At 45.9% G+C, this 15,452-nt stretch carries 14 protein-coding genes; all 14 read right to left on the bottom strand.

Features of this window, described 5'->3' with window-relative positions:
- Positions 1 to 75: 75 nt before the first annotated feature.
- The 14 genes from fliJ to AB6D93_RS10255 all read right to left on the bottom strand — a co-directional run bounded on the left by fliJ (position 76) and on the right by AB6D93_RS10255 (position 14,816).
- Complete coding sequence (gene fliJ, locus AB6D93_RS10320; RefSeq protein WP_102332837.1) at positions 76 to 513, bottom strand: flagellar export protein FliJ; 438 nt, start codon at positions 511 to 513, stop codon at positions 76 to 78.
- Positions 514 to 532: 19 nt separating this feature from the next.
- Positions 533 to 1,852 carry a flagellar protein export ATPase FliI gene (gene fliI / locus AB6D93_RS10315; protein ID WP_017060680.1) on the bottom strand — a complete coding sequence of 440 codons (1,320 nt, stop codon included), beginning with the start codon at positions 1,850 to 1,852 and terminating at the stop codon, positions 533 to 535.
- The gene (gene fliH / locus AB6D93_RS10310; RefSeq protein WP_017060681.1) at positions 1,852 to 2,652 is read right to left on the bottom strand and encodes a flagellar assembly protein FliH; all 801 of its coding nucleotides are present in this window, start codon (positions 2,650 to 2,652) and stop codon (positions 1,852 to 1,854) included. The genes fliI and fliH overlap by 1 nt, the downstream gene beginning before the upstream one ends.
- Positions 2,653 to 2,776: 124 nt before the next feature.
- A complete protein-coding gene (gene fliG / locus AB6D93_RS10305) occupies positions 2,777 to 3,838 on the bottom strand; it encodes a flagellar motor switch protein FliG (protein WP_017060682.1) in 1,062 nt (353 codons plus the stop codon).
- Entirely contained in the window at positions 3,831 to 5,573 is a 1,743-nt protein-coding gene (fliF, locus tag AB6D93_RS10300; protein ID WP_102332838.1) for a flagellar basal-body MS-ring/collar protein FliF, read from the bottom strand. Before fliF ends, fliG begins: the two co-directional genes overlap by 8 nt.
- Before the next feature lie 16 nt (positions 5,574 to 5,589).
- A complete protein-coding gene (gene fliE / locus AB6D93_RS10295) occupies positions 5,590 to 5,901 on the bottom strand; it encodes a flagellar hook-basal body complex protein FliE (protein WP_017060684.1) in 312 nt (103 codons plus the stop codon).
- Between the two features lie 132 nt (positions 5,902 to 6,033).
- The gene (locus AB6D93_RS10290; protein WP_017064121.1) at positions 6,034 to 7,443 is read right to left on the bottom strand and encodes a sigma-54 dependent transcriptional regulator; all 1,410 of its coding nucleotides are present in this window, start codon (positions 7,441 to 7,443) and stop codon (positions 6,034 to 6,036) included.
- Between the two features lie 33 nt (positions 7,444 to 7,476).
- A complete protein-coding gene (locus AB6D93_RS10285; protein WP_017066378.1) occupies positions 7,477 to 8,517 on the bottom strand; it encodes a PAS domain-containing sensor histidine kinase in 1,041 nt (346 codons plus the stop codon).
- A 184-nt stretch (positions 8,518 to 8,701) separates the two neighbouring features.
- The gene (locus AB6D93_RS10280; protein WP_017064122.1) at positions 8,702 to 10,168 is read right to left on the bottom strand and encodes a sigma-54 dependent transcriptional regulator; all 1,467 of its coding nucleotides are present in this window, start codon (positions 10,166 to 10,168) and stop codon (positions 8,702 to 8,704) included.
- A gap of 228 nt (positions 10,169 to 10,396) precedes the next feature.
- Positions 10,397 to 10,807 (bottom strand): flagellar export chaperone FliS, encoded by a 411-nt coding sequence (fliS, locus tag AB6D93_RS10275; protein WP_004736194.1) that lies wholly within the window; start codon positions 10,805 to 10,807, stop codon positions 10,397 to 10,399.
- A gap of 12 nt (positions 10,808 to 10,819) precedes the next feature.
- On the bottom strand, positions 10,820 to 11,125 hold the full coding sequence (locus AB6D93_RS10270) for a flagellar protein FliT (protein WP_048661524.1): 306 nt from the start codon (positions 11,123 to 11,125) through the stop codon (positions 10,820 to 10,822).
- A gap of 3 nt (positions 11,126 to 11,128) precedes the next feature.
- Positions 11,129 to 13,156 carry a flagellar filament capping protein FliD gene (gene fliD / locus AB6D93_RS10265; RefSeq protein ID WP_102332839.1) on the bottom strand — a complete coding sequence of 676 codons (2,028 nt, stop codon included), beginning with the start codon at positions 13,154 to 13,156 and terminating at the stop codon, positions 11,129 to 11,131.
- A gap of 22 nt (positions 13,157 to 13,178) precedes the next feature.
- Positions 13,179 to 13,604, bottom strand: a complete 426-nt coding sequence (gene flaG / locus AB6D93_RS10260) for a flagellar protein FlaG (protein WP_017066380.1) — start codon at positions 13,602 to 13,604, stop codon at positions 13,179 to 13,181.
- Positions 13,605 to 13,685: 81 nt separating this feature from the next.
- Positions 13,686 to 14,816: a flagellin gene (locus tag AB6D93_RS10255; RefSeq protein WP_102332840.1), complete on the bottom strand. Its 1,131-nt coding sequence runs from the start codon at positions 14,814 to 14,816 to the stop codon at positions 13,686 to 13,688.
- Positions 14,817 to 15,452: the final 636 nt, after the last annotated feature.

Raw genomic sequence — 15,452 nt, 5'->3', positions numbered from 1 at the left:
CGGAGCAAGAAACATGCCTATAAGTTCGGTTTTCACAATATAGAGAACAGCACTGACGTCATTCGTGGCTTAGGATCACATCTTCTTTCGGCTGTATAACAGAGTCGAAAACTCATCCATTTGCTTTTGTTCTCTTCGATCTTGCAGCTTTGCTTTCTCTTTCTGCTTTTTCTCCATCAACCACTCGTAGGATTTACGTTTTTTGTGTAACTCCATCCAGTAGCTTTGGCAGTTGTCGACTTGATTTTTAAAGTGGTGCTCGGCTTCTCTCTGTTTGGATAATGTTTCATCCAACTGAGTTAAGAAGCGGTTCAAGTGACCATATTGGCTCGCCGTTAAGCCTGCCTTGCCGCGGTCAACGAGCTGCTGACAGTAATCCAGTCGATACTTTTCAATCTGCGCAACCTGCTCATAGTAGCCTTGCAGCTCAGAGTTCGCTTTGTTGAGCGCAAGTACCGCTTGGTTCTCTTGATCTTTGGCTTGATCGAGCAAAAATTCTAATGCGTTATCCATGACTAACCTTATTCACCCGTTAGCCACCCAATACATGTTTCAACATGTTGACGCACATGTCGTATGGGACGGTCTCTTTCATCTTCTGCTGCAAGTACTCATCCAGTTTTGGTTTCAACGTGAAGGCACTATCGATTGCTGGATCCGTTCCTGGCTTGTAAGCACCAATCGACACCAAATCTTGGTTTTTACGGCAGATAGACAGCACTTGCCTTACCGCTTTCGACATCAAGACATGTTCTTCAGTGGTGATTTGCGGCATAACACGACTGACGGATTTCTCAACGTCAATCGCTGGGTAGTGACCGGCATCGGCCATCTCACGAGATAACACAACGTGACCATCGAGAATTGCTCGCGACGCATCCGCAATCGGATCTTGTAAGTCATCGCCTTCGGTTAACACGGTAAAGAAAGCCGTGATAGAACCTTGTTCATCATTGCCGTTACCTGCTCGTTCCACCAGCGCAGGAAGCTTAGCGAAGACTGATGGCGGATAGCCCTTGGTTGCTGGCGGCTCACCCACAGACAGAGCAATTTCACGCTGAGCTTGAGCAAAACGGGTCAATGAATCCATGAGTAGCAGAACATCTAAGCCTTGGTCGCGGAAGTACTCGGCGACAGCCAACGCGGTTTGACAGCCTTTTAAGCGCATCAATGGTGATGAGTCGGCAGGAGCGGCAACAACAACCGAACGCTTACGGCCATCTTCACCAAGAATCTCTTCAATAAATTCTTTAACTTCTCGTCCACGCTCACCGATTAGGCCTACGACCACTACTTGCGCAGTTGTGCCTCGAGTCATCATGCCCAGAGTTACGGATTTACCGACACCAGAGCCAGCAAACAGACCGATACGTTGCCCTTTACCCACGGTTAGCAAACCATTAATCGCTTTCAAGCCGACATCGAGTGGTTCAGAAATCGGTTTACGAGCTAACGGGTTGATTGGCTCCGCATTAAATGAAGCGCGTTGCTCTGTATAGATTGGACCTAAACCGTCGAGTGGATTACCTACGCCGTCGATCACTCGACCGAGCAGTTCCATTCCAACAGGGATACCACTTTCGGTAGTCATTGGCGTGACGCGAGCGCCAGGTAAGATCCCGGTGATTTGCTCACTCGGCATCAAAAATAGGTTATCGCCAGAGAAACCGACGACTTCGGCTTCCATCTGACCAGACATGGTTTCGACTAAACACAAACTGCCGATTGGCGCTTTACAGCCGGTCGCTTCAAGCGTTAAGCCAACAACGCGTACTAATTTACCAGAGGCAATTGGTCGCGATTTTAGCCCCTCGACTTTGTACTGACTGAGACGATTCGCTAACTCAAGCATTACTCATGACCTTGGTGACGATTTGCGCCGCAGAAATTTTGAATAACGTTCTTTACACGATCTTCCATGCGGTAGTTAACGCTCGACTCACCCGCTTCAATTTGTACATCACCACGGTTGAGTGCTGGCTCTGCGACCAGCGTCCAATTACGGCAGTCCAATTCAGTCTCGCCATACGCAGAGCGAATGATCGCCACATCTTCCGGATTGAGTTTCAATGTGATTGCGTGACCAGAAATCGGCAACGACTCTACCGATTCTTTAACGGTATCTAATATGATTTGTGGGTTGGTTTGCACTTCAACATGAACCACTTCTTTGACCATGGTAAGCACCATGTCGACCAATTGCTTCTCCACCTGAGCGTTCATCAACTCTAATGGTTGAGCGAACTGGTTTGCCAGCCCCATGAAGACGGCCACCTGCTGTTGAATGTACTCTTGACCCGCGGTTACGCCTTCAAGCTTGCCGGCTTCGTTGCCTTCTTCGTGACCGGCAGCAAAACCTTCTTCTTTGCCTTTTTCATAGCCTTGCTTAAAGCCCGCCTCTTGGCCTTGATGCAGCCCTTCCTGATAAGCGCCTTGTTTAATCAGCTCGATTTGCTCTTCAGTCAGAACCAGCTCTTCATCTTCAATGGCTTCTTCAACCGTTGGCATCCAACTAGGGTCGTAGTTAAAAGCGGTTTCTTTGGCTTGTTTGCTCACGTCAGAGGTGTAGTCAGGCAGCCCCCATTTCTGAGGTTGGGCAACCGTATTATCTTCTTCAGGGCGAAGGAAGCCGCGTTTTCTATCACCTGACATATCAGTACCTATCTATGAGTGGCTTAACTGTATTGTGAATTCAAGCAGTTAAACTGAGTTAATCTGTGGTTCGAGATTGGATAAAGAAAAGCCCCAACAGTGTGGGGCTTTTGAGATTTCTGTATTAAAGGAACTCGTCGGCGCCACCAGACAGCATAATTTCGCCACTGTCTGCCATCTTCCTCGCGATACCCAAAATCTCTTTCTGAGCCGCTTCAACATCAGAGACTTTGACTGGCGGCATCGCCTCAATATCGTCTCTCATCATATCGGCAGCACGTTTAGACATGTTCTTGAAGATCTTCTCACGTAGACCTTCATCTGCACCTTTAAGTGCTTTCTGTAGAATATCTTGTGGAACATCACGTAGTAGTCGTTGAACACCTTGGTCATCAACTTCAATAAGGTTTTCAAAGACAAACATCAGATCTTGAATCTGTGTTGCCATGTCTTCGTCTTGGTCACGGATTTGATCCATCAAGACGCCTTCCACGTTGTTATCCATGTAGTTCATGATCTCAGCCGCGGCTTTCAGGCCACCAATTTTGGCAGCTTGAGCACCCGCTTGACCCGCGAACTGTTTCTCCATGATTTCATTCAGTTCAGCAAGCGCCGAAGGTTGAACTTCTTCAAGGTTGGCAATACGCATCATCAGATCCAGACGAACTCGCTCTGGGAACTGAGACAGGATCTCAGCCGATTGATCGGCATCGAGGTACGACAACACAATAGTTTGAATTTGAGGGTGCTCGTTGATGATAATGCTCGCCACCTGACGAGGATCCATCCACTTAAGCGAATCCAAACCTTTCGAACCTGTGCCGAGAAGGATTTGGTCAACAAGGTTATTCGCCTTGTCTTCACCCAGAGCAGCAACTAACGCATTACGCATGAAGTCTTCGCTGCCCATACCAATGTTGGTGTACTTCTGAATATCATCTAAGAAAGCACGGTGCACAGCGCCTACTTTCTCTTGGGATAGGTCTGTAGCTCGCGCCATCGCACTACCCACACGCTGAACCTGCTTTGGCTCTAGGTGACGAATAATACCAGCAGCATCTTCTTCATTTAAACTGAGCAACAAGATCGCAGCGCGCTCATCGCCTGAGATAGAGCCGATATCCACGCTAGAGACATCAAGCACTTCACCGCCTTCAGTTTGTTGTGGAACTATTTCGTTAGCCATCTACCATCCAATTCTTAACTACTTGAGCTGCTAGCTCTGGTTCATTCGCTACAAGTGCACGTACTGCTTTCAGCACGTCCTCGTCTTTATGAAGGTTTGGTAAGTCGATACTTGAACCAAATTCAAACAGCTCACCACCTTCAATATCACCACCAATTAAGCTGGTTTCGCCGTCGGCACCAATTGGCATGCCATCAGGTCCGTACATCTGTTCATCGTTGTCTGCTGCTGGGTTAAGCAGTTTCTTCATTGCAGGGCGAACAAGTACCAACACCACCACAATGATAACCAAGGCACTTGCAAACCAACGAACCCAATCATTGAAGTTTGGATGCTCCCAGATTGGCACATCAGCAACAACATCTGTTACTTGAGGTGCAAACTGCATGCTTAATACGTTGAGTAAATCACCACGAGTCTCGTCAAAGCCCACCGTACCGATCAGCACTTGGCGAATCGCATTGATTTCATTCGCTGGAATTGGCGTATGAACCACCTCACCCGTATCTGGGTTCAAGGATTGGCGGTCTTTAATGGCAACAGAAACCGTCTGGCGATTAACCGTGCCGCTCTGTTTACGTTCATGACTGATGGTGGTGTCTAGCTCAAAGTTTCGAGTCGCTTCTTTGTGAACAGAGCCTTGACCTGTCATCGCGCCGTCTTTCATCTGAGCCACATCTTGTGGAATTGAGGCATCCGCTGGAGGCTGGTTACTCAACGCACCCGGAATACCCGCCACCGTATTTCCATTGTTGTAATCTTCTAAAGTGTATTCACTTCGAGTCGCCGGTGTATTCGGATCAAAACGTTTTCTGGTTTGCTCCACAGCACTGAAATCGAGCTGGATATCAACCTGAGCGGTGTAGTTACCAAACCCAAGAATAGGAATCAGGATGGAGTCAATTTTTTCACGCAGCGCTTGTTCTTGATTGCGCTCTAACTCGTGTTCTTTACGACGCGCCGCTGACATAGGGTCTTGAGAGCCTGAGCTCAACAATCGGCCATGCTGATCGGTCACCGTAATACGTGAGGTTTTCATTCCCGGAACGGCACTTGCCACCATATCCACAACAGAATCAACTTCTTGCTGCTTGAGGTTAGTACCTGTTTTTAGAGTTAGGAATACAGAAGCAGAGGCTTCTTGATTATGACGTACAAAAACACTCTGCTTCGGCAGGGCCAATAAAACCTGAGCTTTACGCACCTGTTTCATCTGCTCAATGGCTTTGGCAAGTTGTCTTTCGCGGCTTAATTTAAGGCGTTCTTGTTCTAAACGTTGTGATACACCAAAACCCATGTCTTGCATAAGGATGTCATCACCCGCGTTTCGCTCTTGATTCAAACCCGCTCGTACCATATTAAGCTTTAATGAGTTGTACTCACTCGCCGGTACTGAGATGGTATTGCCTTCAAGCGTGTAATCGATCTTTTGCAGATCTAAGTAATCAAGAACGGGGATCAATTCTTCTGTTTCGTAAGCCCCTAATGGACGCATTTCTGGCTCTTTTACCCAGAAAAACAGCATCACAATCAGCGCTACACAGATAGAGATAGAAAGGACTAAGACGACCTGACGAAGTAAATCAAGATCACCGACAGCCATATCGAACTTCGATGAACTGCGTTCACCTAGATCGGGATTTTGCCCTTCTCCGTCTAGCTCAGAGCCTGCAATAAGTGCATGGTCGTTGCTATCGCTTACGGTTAAATCTGTTGTTTGACTATTATCTGCCACTATTTAACTACCCAACTTATACCGGCATATTCATCAGCTCTTTGTACGATTCGACCAATTTATTTCTAATTTGGATCGTCGCCTCAAAAGCCACACTAGATTTATTACGAGCAATCATCACGTCCGATAGGGATACGCTTTGGTCGCCACTATCAAAACGAGCTTGAAGATCACCTGAGGTCTTTTGTAATGAGTTCACATTATTGATGGCATTAGTCAGCATGTTGCCAAAATCTGCACCGACCGCTTGCCCCGTTGCTGCGGGACGCGCGCTGGCAGCTTCGACCATCATCGCCTGCATTTCGCCTTGTAAACCATCTATTCTCATCTACTACCTCAGGAGTCAAAATTATGACTATCTATTTAGCTATATTATTGACAGAGCAATTAGCGTGCCACACATTAAATTGACTAGATATCGTATTACACTAGTCAGAAAGCTGACACTACTAATCTATCCTCAGTTTGGGATATCTATTCCAGCATCGCGCATTTTAGCCAACTTGTAACGCAGTGTACGAGGGCTAATACCCAGTTTTTCAGCCATATCTTTGCGTCGACCATTACATGCAATCAGGGTTTCAAGAATGATCGCATACTCTTGATCTCTAAGCTCATTACCTAACCCTTCGCTGCTAGCCGCGATTTTATTGATTGGGTTTGCTTCGGCAATAGGCTTGATTTCTGGCGCAGCTACGTCAGTGCCTTCGACGATTTGTTGTAGGCTGCTTGCGTCTTGCCAATCGACACCTTCAAGAAGGATATGCTCACCAGAGATGTTCTCTTGTTCGCTCAATATTAACGCACGCTGTACCACATTGTCTAATTCGCGAACATTGCCCGGCCACGGATAATTGACGAGTTTACTGATCGCTTGTGCTGACATAACGGGTACAGGCATACCAAGTTTGGTGCAGTGGCGCTCGACTAAGTGCTTGGCTAAAGGCTCAATATCGCCTTTACGCTCGCACAATGGAGGCCAAGAAATTGGGAATACATTCAGGCGGTAGTATAAATCCTCACGGAAATTCCCTTCAGAAACATACTGTTTAAGGTCTCGGTTACTGGTCGCTAATACACGAACATCCAATTTGATGCTCTTACGACTACCTAATCGCTCAACTTCGCGCTCTTGCAAAACACGCAGTAGTTTGGCTTGTAGGCTAAGATCCATTTCACTGATCTCATCCAACAGAATTGTACCGCCCTGCGCTTGCTCGAATTTCCCCGGGCAAGCTTGAATAGCGCCAGTAAATGCGCCTTTTTCATAACCAAACAGGGTCGCTTCTAACATGTTGTCTGGGATCGCCGCGCAGTTAATCGCGACAAACGGGCCATCTTTTCGGCTAGAAGCATTGTGAATGTAGCGAGACATCACCTCTTTACCAGAACCACTCGGGCCCAACACCATGACGTTGGCATCGGTTTTCGCAACTTTATCAGCCAGCATCATTAGCTTGATACTTTTTTCATCAGCAACGATAGCGTCGCCGTTGTCATCCGACTTTACAGGCGCATAACGGCTGACCATGTTGAGCAGCACTTCTGGCGCAAATGGCTTTGCCATATAGTCGATAGCGCCCTCTTTCATTGCAGCAACGGCATCTTCGATGTTGGCGTACGCTGTCATTAGCAATACCGGCAAATTTGGCCAATGCTGCTTAATATTTCTCAATAGTGCCAAGCCACCCATGCCCGCCATCTGCACGTCAGATACGACAATATCAACGGAGTTCGATTTTAATTTGACCAGAGCATCTTCCGCACAATCCGCTTCCAGCCATTCATAGCCAGCAAGCGCGAGTGTGTCGACAAGGGCTTCGCGTAGACCTTCATCATCTTCGACGATTAACACTTTGCTTTGAGCCATAGGATTCTCCAGTGTAAATTCAGTTAAAACTTATTAGTCTTCAGAAGAAGCACTTCTTTCAAGCGGTAGACACATGGTAAAGCATGCGCCGTCGCCTTCTTCTGATATCAATTCCAGTCGGCCTTCATGTGCTCGACATACCATTTGTACAACCGCTAAGCCTAGACCTGTACCTTGTGAACGAGTGGTAAAGAAGGGTTCCATTATTTTACCTTGAAGCTCTTTCGGTACGCCGGGGCCACTGTCTTGCACTGATATCTTAAGCTCGCCATTTACGGGCCTAAAAAACACATCGATCTGCGATTCCTTACCCGCAATTTGAACCGCGTTCAACACTAGGTTGCTTAACGCTGAGGCGATAGCATTGGCGTTGCCGAACATTTGAGTCTGTTCGCCCTCAACTTCTTGGCAATAATCAATCTGGTTAGTTTTCAATGCCGCTTCCACCATAGGGTGAAATTCAGTGATCAATTCAGCCACAGTAAATGGCTTAACGACTTTGTTGTCACCACCTTTGGCAAACAACAGCATGTCGTTCACTTGCTTCTCTAAGTCATGCAATCTATCCATAAGCTTAGATTGAAAACGCGTTTTTGTTGCCGGCGGCAGATTTGGCGCGGCAAGGTTTGATGCATACAGCATCGCACTTGAAAGCGGCGTTCGCACTTGATGGGCAAGCGAGGCCACCATTCTACCTAATGAAGACAAACGCTGAAGATCACTCACGCGAGACTGCAATAGTCGGGTCTCGGTCAGATCGGTAATCAAAATCAGCTGACCCGTGGTAGAGGCTGAAATCGCCAAACGCACTTTTCGCCCGTTCTTCAATGAGATCTCATGACCGTCATCGTCTTTTGGGTCAAAGGCACTTTGAATCACTGAAAACCACTTCTCGCCAACCAACTCAACACCAAGAATACGATGCGCTTCAGGGTTCGCTTCTCTCACTTCGCCGTGTGTATCTAACAAGATAACCCCTGCTGGCATCACGTCGAGTACTTGCTTATAGCGCTCAACCTGCTGTTCAACAGAATCTAGGTGTGATTGATTTTCTGGTTCGTTAGATACGCACATGTCAAAAATTTGCCTCAAATACTAAAACAGCCTGAGACGTACAACACGAGTCAGGCTATTTGCTATATTTATCACATAGTTAAGCAAGCAACAACTCGACTATGGTTTATCTGTTCACTTAGCTAGAGTTACCAAATAGCTAAAAAGTGTGTGCTAGTTTTTCGTTTTCATCGAAAACTGGACACTATCGCTGCAAGTTATATTTACGCATTTTTTCAACCAGAGTGGTTCTACGCATTCCAAGCATGTCAGCAGCACGAGCAACAATGCCGCCCTGCGCTTCCAACGCTTGATTGATCATATTCACTTCCATATCCGCGAGTAGCTCTTTCAAGTTAACCCCTTCTGGCGGTAACTCTTGAGGCGCATTAGCATTGTCGGCAATATCATCTTGCTGATCAAAACTGAAATCTTCTGAGAATAAGTCAGCAAGTGCATCACGCTCTTGCTCCTCTTCAGATCCAAAGCTATTAAACTCTGGCTGGAACTCAGGGATATCGCTGTATCGATATTTAGTTGGCAGGTGATTCACATCAACCAAGCTGTTTGGATACAAGATAACCATTCGTTCAACCAGGTTCGCTAGTTCACGAACGTTACCTGGCCAGTAATGCTCCATCAAAGAGTTGATAGCACGAGCCGTGAAACAGATAGGCATGCTGCCTTCCGCTTCCATTCGAGTCATCAGCTCTTGAAGCAACAGTGGAATATCTTCTTTACGATCTTGAAGCGCCGGCATTTCAATCGGGAATACATTTAAGCGGTAGTAAAGATCTTCACGGAACGAATCATCGTCGATCATATCTTCAAGGTTGCGGTGGGTTGCCGCAATCACTCTAACATCAGCTTGTATGGTGCTATTGCCACCTACACGCTCAAAGCATCGCTCTTGCAGTACTCGTAGCAGCTTAACTTGCATCGCCATCGGCATATCGCCAATTTCATCAAGAAACAGTGTGCCACCTTCAGCCAATTCAAAACGGCCTTTACGTGCGGTAATCGCCCCAGTAAATGCGCCCTTCTCATGACCAAACAGTTCACTTTCAAGCAAGTCAGGTGGAATCGCGCCACAGTTTACAGGAACAAAAGGCCCTGAACGACGTTTAGAGTGATAGTGAATGTTACGCGCTACGACTTCTTTGCCTGTACCAGATTCACCAAGAATCAGCACGTTCGCTTCCGTAGAAGAGACTTGTTCAATTAAGTGACGTACTTCTTGAATGCCAGCACTTTGTCCTACTAGGCTGCGAAACAGGGTGTTCTTGCGTGCCGAAGACACAACTTGAACACCTTTGCGGCCTAAGAAGTCTTTACAGTGTCTTAATGCATCACTTAATTGCGGGTAGTTAAGAGGAAGTTCAAGCTCACCAACATAGTTAGTCAACTCGTCAACCGGGTGATTGTTTTTGCCAATCACCAGTAAAGGGATGTGATTGGCGTGAACAAGCTTCTCATTCAGTAATGCGTTGAAGCCTTTACCTTTAATGGTACCAATAATGCAGCCGGCCCACTGTAGTGACCAGTCAACTTTACGTGCTTGTTCAGAGCTGATTACTTCGCAGCTCTCTCCTACAAACTCTAATATTGTGCTTAAATTGTGACGATCTTGAGCGTTATCGTCGACGACAAGCAGTTTTGCCAAACCTTGCATAAGTAGGAATTATTGCCTTTATTTTGGTGCGATGCGGAAAAACGGTGAGCAACGTAGTCTATAAAACAGTGAGATGTATCAATGATTATGGTCTACGTGGACAAATTTAGGAAATCAGCAACGAAAAAAGCCATTAGGCTATCTAATGGCTTCTATTTTATTTGATTAAAAAAATAAGGCAACCAACCAATTAAGGGATATGAGATTGGTTAAAACTGCAGTTTTTCTTTAAATACCTACGTCAGCGGACGTCAAGTTGTGATATTCGTTCGGAATTTGGTCCCAAGCGCTCTTAATTTCGCGAATAATATCGATAACATCATCAATAGGCTGTGGGTCATTTTTGTGATTTGCCGCAGAAATTTGCGTGATCATGAACTCATAAAGTTGATCTAGGTTTTTCGCAATATCGCCACCATCGTCCATAGATAGGCAACTACGTAGGCTAATAATGATATCTAGAGCCTTACCAAGTCGCTCACCTTTCACTGGGATGTTGCCTGCTTGCATTGCCGCTTTGCCTTGAATCAAACGCTCGATAGCACCTGCCATTAGCATCTGTACAATCTTATGCGGTGAGGCAGCCGTTAGCTGACTATCCACTGATACCTTTTTATATGCCTGTAAAGAACCGCGCATAGTAAACCTCTTCTATAAAAACTTTTTGTATTGTTGAACTGATTTAGCACCGTGACGATATTTGTGTAGGGCCTTACCTACTCGACTCGTCTCAGACTGCATCAATTCGACTAATTTTCTGGTTCTGATAATGGCTTCAAACCATTCAGAACTTTGCTTAACGTCGGGGTGTGAGTCGATTATTTGAAGCACGTTTTGCAATAACTGTTCTCTGTTATCGACAAGCAGCGTTATTTCTTCAGCATTAATTTCACTAAATTCAAGCTTAGAGAGAATTAATTGATCGAGTTCACAAAGCTCTTTTAGCTGGCTATTCATCTATTAGCCCAACGCATTCATCATACTGCCCAACTGAGATTGCATCTTACTGGTCGCATCTTGCATGGCCGTGAACTTAGAGTGGGTACGGCTCTCAAGGCTGTCCATGCGGCGGTCAAGCGCGCTTTGGTCATCTGCTAGGCGGTAATTTTGCTCGACCAAGCTCTTTTCTCGAGTACGGATTGAACCCGTGATACCTGTAATGCCTTGAATCGCGTCTTCCACTTTTTTGGCGAAGCCGTTGTTGCCACCAAAGAACTCACCCAACTTATCAAAGTTATTGTTAAGTTGACGGTCAAGCATGTCGTAGTTGATTTCTAACGAGCCTTGTCTTGTGGTCGTGATACCAAACTCGGTCAAAGATTTTAGGTTATCAGGCGCGCCTTCAATGCTTGATGAGAACACACCTTTTAATCGTGAGTCGGCGTTACGCACGGTACTGTCACCAGACAGCGGGCCTTTTTGGCCAGTCGTTGGGTCAACACCCGCCAAGTTTTTAGACACTTGGTAAAACTGATTATAAGAATTAACAAAAGCTTCAATGTCTTGGCGAACACTATTACGGTCGTACTCCACACCAATTTCTGCCGGCGGCTTATCTTTTGGCGTTTTTCCTTTCACCGTAATATCAATACCTTCAATGGCATCTTCAATCACATTGTTATTACTAGAGAGTTGAGCAACACCATCTAGGACAACCATAGAATCTTGGCCAGCCTGAACTTCAGTCATTCCACTATAGGTATCAAAAGATTGCTGTGCTTGTTCAAGGTCTGCTTGCGCTTTATCGACCTTCTCTAAGAGCTCGCGCTCTTCGGGTTCTAATTTGGCACGCTCAATTTTCTTGGCTTGCTCTGCGGTGAGTTCGCCTTTTTGAACTTTCTCAGCCAACTCCGCTTTTTCTTGTGAAATCTTCTCTTCGATACGCGCTTGCTCAGCCTCAAGCTTTTGTTGGGCTTCTTTCGGTGTCACGTATGAATCGGTCAGAGTACCTGAGGCAGCATTTGACCACCCCGGCACATCGGGTGCCTTCTTTATCGCTTTTTCATCAAGCTCAAGTTCTGGTGTGTAGTAAGAATCTAAAAGCGTACCTGACGCGGTTTCAGTCCAGCCAGGGATATTATCTTCAGGCATCACAGACTTTGCCGCTTGAGCTGCGTCTAGGGCGGCTTGGCCGTCGGCGGCTGCTTGCTCACCGTAGCTGAGACTTTTAGAGTCTCCGTCAACATCTGAAGTAGAATCGGTTTGGGCTGCTGGGATGATATTGCCATCTTTATCGAGTGTTTCATTCGCATTTGGGTCATCGCTAGCGATCACTTCATCGATGAGTTCAACGGCTTTTCCTGCAGGGGTTAGAGCTAGAATATCTTGAGCAGCAACGCGCGCTTTCTCTAGCGCTTTAACACGTTCTTCAAGCGTTTTGTATTCGAGTTTTTTTAAGGGATTGGCAGCATCTGACTCAACATTAATGCTGATCTTCTGATCTGAACCAGACTGGTTCGAGGCAATAATAAGTCTTGGACCTTCGACATCGTTGATAATAGATGCACGAACGCCTGGGTTGCTATCTGCACCGTTGATACCACGAACAACTTCGATAAGTCTCGATCTGTCGCCAACTTGCACGTCAAAGCTGTCATCACCAAGCGAAACCTGCAGCTTACCTGGGCCAAATTTCATGTCCTCTGACAGTACATCAGAAGCCACTTTATGGCTTTGGGCAAGCTGCAACACATCGATGGCATATTTGCCAGCGATCGCTTCGGTAGTCGCGGTTGCAGAGACAAGCGCTTCATCGGTACTTTCCACTGTTCGCACAGCAAAAGCTTTTTCCTGACGAAAGTTTGTCATCAGGTTTTTCATCGAATCAAGGGATTCTCTGAGTCTTCCATAGGCACTAATGCTGGTATCGATTCGCGTTCGTTCATTGTCGATTCGTTGCTGTTTAGGTACACGCTCCGAATCAACAATTTTGCTGACCATGGAATTGATATCCATGCCAGACGAAATCCCCATTGGGCCAAAACTCATTAAATCACCTCAATAATACGACTTAAACCTTCACCTCAAATATTCGACTATTCGAGTTTTGGGCTGCTAGGCGTCTTAGAATTTCAAGCATTTCTTCATCAGGGATCTGGCGAATAATATCACCGGTTGTGGTCTCATAAATGGTAACCACATCTCTCCCAGATTCTTCATCGACCTTAAAAGCCACACCTTTATTGAGAGAGGAGATAAACTCGTTTACCTTCTCCACCATTTTGACTCGCTCTTCATCATTTAACTCTTGTCTATGTTGAGCTAATTGAATCGCCGCTTCGGTAGCTTCCTCTTTCGATTTCTCTACCTTGTCATAAGATGTTGCTTCTTTTAGTCGCGAAAGACTCGACGCACTACTACCTTCATCGCTTGCAATTTTAATGCCATTAGGTGAGCCATAAGGCTGGATGTTCGATGCGTTGGATGATATTTCCATAACACTCTCCCTCCCTCCTTTATGAGCCAAACAGTAAAACTCTACCCAGAGTAGAGTTTACCGCTACTTACCGAGGTAAGTTTAGCCCAATAAGCTTAGAGCTGCTGATGGTGACTGTTTTGCTTGAGCTAGGATAGAAGTACTCGCCTGTTGTAGGATTTGAGACTTCGTCATAGCTGTTGTTTCTTTCGCATAATCGGTATCTTTGATACGGCTCTTAGACGCATTAACGTTTTCGTTGATGTTGTCTAAGTTGCTGATTGCATGGTCAAAACGGTTTTGGAAAGCACCTAGAGAAGCACGTTGGCTATCAACAGATTTTAGAGCACCATCAATGATAGATACTGCTTCGTTTGCACCTGCAACAGAAGTTACGTCGATATCGTTAACGGTAACGTCTTTACCAGCACCGATACCTAGTTCGCCCGCAAGGCTGCCGCCAAACTCAACATCACCTTCAACTTTTTGGCTTGAAGCGAAAAGTTGCAGTTTACCGCCTTCACCCACAGACGCTTTAACGTCTTGGCTTTGACCATTGATGTAAGTTGCTAGCTCTTCGATATCGTTGCCTTCTTTAGCAGAAATAGATAGCTCTTGCGCTTCACCAAACTTATCGTTGTATTTGATTGTTAAATCAGCACCCGCACCTACACGCCAAGAAGCATCTTTGCCTTCTGTAACGCCGTAGCTCTTACCACCCATGTCTTGAGTGTCAGTACGCATGTTGCTCATAGATAGCATTACTGCTTCACCTGAGTCAGCACCGATTTGGAAAGATTGGCTGCCGTAAGTACCGTTCAGAAGCTTGTTACCACCAAAAGAGGTCGTTTCAGCGATACGGTTAAGTTCTGTGTTTAGAGCAGAGACTTCTTCTTGGATCGCAACACGTTCAGATTTGCTGTTCGAACCGTTTGAAGATTGAAGAGAAAGGTCACGCATACGTTGCAGAATGTTGGTTGACTCATTCATTGCACCTTCAGCTGTCTGTGCAATAGAGATACCGTCATTCGCGTTTTTCACAGCCATATCTAGGCCACGACTTTGCGACGTTAAGCGGTTAGAGATTTGTAGGCCTGCAGCATCATCTTTTGCGCTATTGATTTTATAGCCAGAAGACAAACGCTCCATTGATTTTTGAGTACCTTCAGCCGCGCTATTCAGGTAGCGCTGAGCCGTCATTGCAGACACATTAGTGTTTACATTAATCGCCATAGTTGATCTCCTTTAGGCATTTTTTAATGCACTTATGTGACTCTCACCTCACACAAATACATGTCAATTTGTTTATGCACCAGTGTCTCTCTCACCTTACATTGGTACATATCATTTCTCTCAATCCCTTTAACGGCGCCTTAATTAGAAGCTTTAATAAAAAATGCGCTTTTTTTCATATTCTTTTCAACAACAAAGGAAAGTGTGATCGGGCTTCAATTAATAGGGCGACATTCGCTAAAGTTGCCCCATTATTTAAGTTAATGAGCGTAGTGTTGAATATAAAGTCAGAAGAGATCCCTGATATCTCGTTCTACTCGATTCTGGGGTGACGAAAGACTGCTTCGATGTAGTAAGCGAGGAAACCATCATTTCCCAATTCCCGTCACTCCCTACAGTGAGGAGCGAGCGTGATAGGGAATCTCGCTTTCCAATCAACGACCAACACCAAAACTCCCCCCTTCTCCAAATTGCAGGCAATAAAAAACCCAGCCGAAGCTGGGTCTGTTTAGCGCTCATCTCTCACCACGAGCTAATTTGTGGAAGCCTAACGTTGACGCTTATAGTCAACGTGGCTTTTTAATCGATTAACCTAGTAGGCTAAGTGCCGAGTTCGGAGCTTGCTTCGCTTGAGCA

Source organism: Vibrio sp. 10N.247.310.23 (assembly GCF_041467155.1).
GTDB lineage: Bacteria > Pseudomonadota > Gammaproteobacteria > Enterobacterales > Vibrionaceae > Vibrio > Vibrio crassostreae_C.
This window is presented reverse-complemented; position numbering and strand designations above follow the sequence as displayed.

Coding starts and splice junctions, on each gene's coding strand:
- fliH (WP_017060681.1), bottom strand. CDS start 2,652: ATGTCAGGTGATAGAAAACGCGGCTTCCTTCGCCCTGAAGAAGATAAT.
- fliE (WP_017060684.1), bottom strand. CDS start 5,901: ATGAGAATAGATGGTTTACAAGGCGAAATGCAGGCGATGATGGTCGAA.
- fliG (WP_017060682.1), bottom strand. CDS start 3,838: ATGGCTAACGAAATAGTTCCACAACAAACTGAAGGCGGTGAAGTGCTT.
- AB6D93_RS10285 (WP_017066378.1), bottom strand. CDS start 8,517: ATGTGCGTATCTAACGAACCAGAAAATCAATCACACCTAGATTCTGTT.
- AB6D93_RS10255 (WP_102332840.1), bottom strand. CDS start 14,816: ATGGCGATTAATGTAAACACTAATGTGTCTGCAATGACGGCTCAGCGC.
- AB6D93_RS10270 (WP_048661524.1), bottom strand. CDS start 11,125: ATGAATAGCCAGCTAAAAGAGCTTTGTGAACTCGATCAATTAATTCTC.
- fliD (WP_102332839.1), bottom strand. CDS start 13,156: ATGAGTTTTGGCCCAATGGGGATTTCGTCTGGCATGGATATCAATTCC.
- fliS (WP_004736194.1), bottom strand. CDS start 10,807: ATGCGCGGTTCTTTACAGGCATATAAAAAGGTATCAGTGGATAGTCAG.
- AB6D93_RS10280 (WP_017064122.1), bottom strand. CDS start 10,168: ATGCAAGGTTTGGCAAAACTGCTTGTCGTCGACGATAACGCTCAAGAT.
- AB6D93_RS10290 (WP_017064121.1), bottom strand. CDS start 7,443: ATGGCTCAAAGCAAAGTGTTAATCGTCGAAGATGATGAAGGTCTACGC.
- flaG (WP_017066380.1), bottom strand. CDS start 13,604: ATGGAAATATCATCCAACGCATCGAACATCCAGCCTTATGGCTCACCT.
- fliJ (WP_102332837.1), bottom strand. CDS start 513: ATGGATAACGCATTAGAATTTTTGCTCGATCAAGCCAAAGATCAAGAG.
- fliI (WP_017060680.1), bottom strand. CDS start 1,852: ATGCTTGAGTTAGCGAATCGTCTCAGTCAGTACAAAGTCGAGGGGCTA.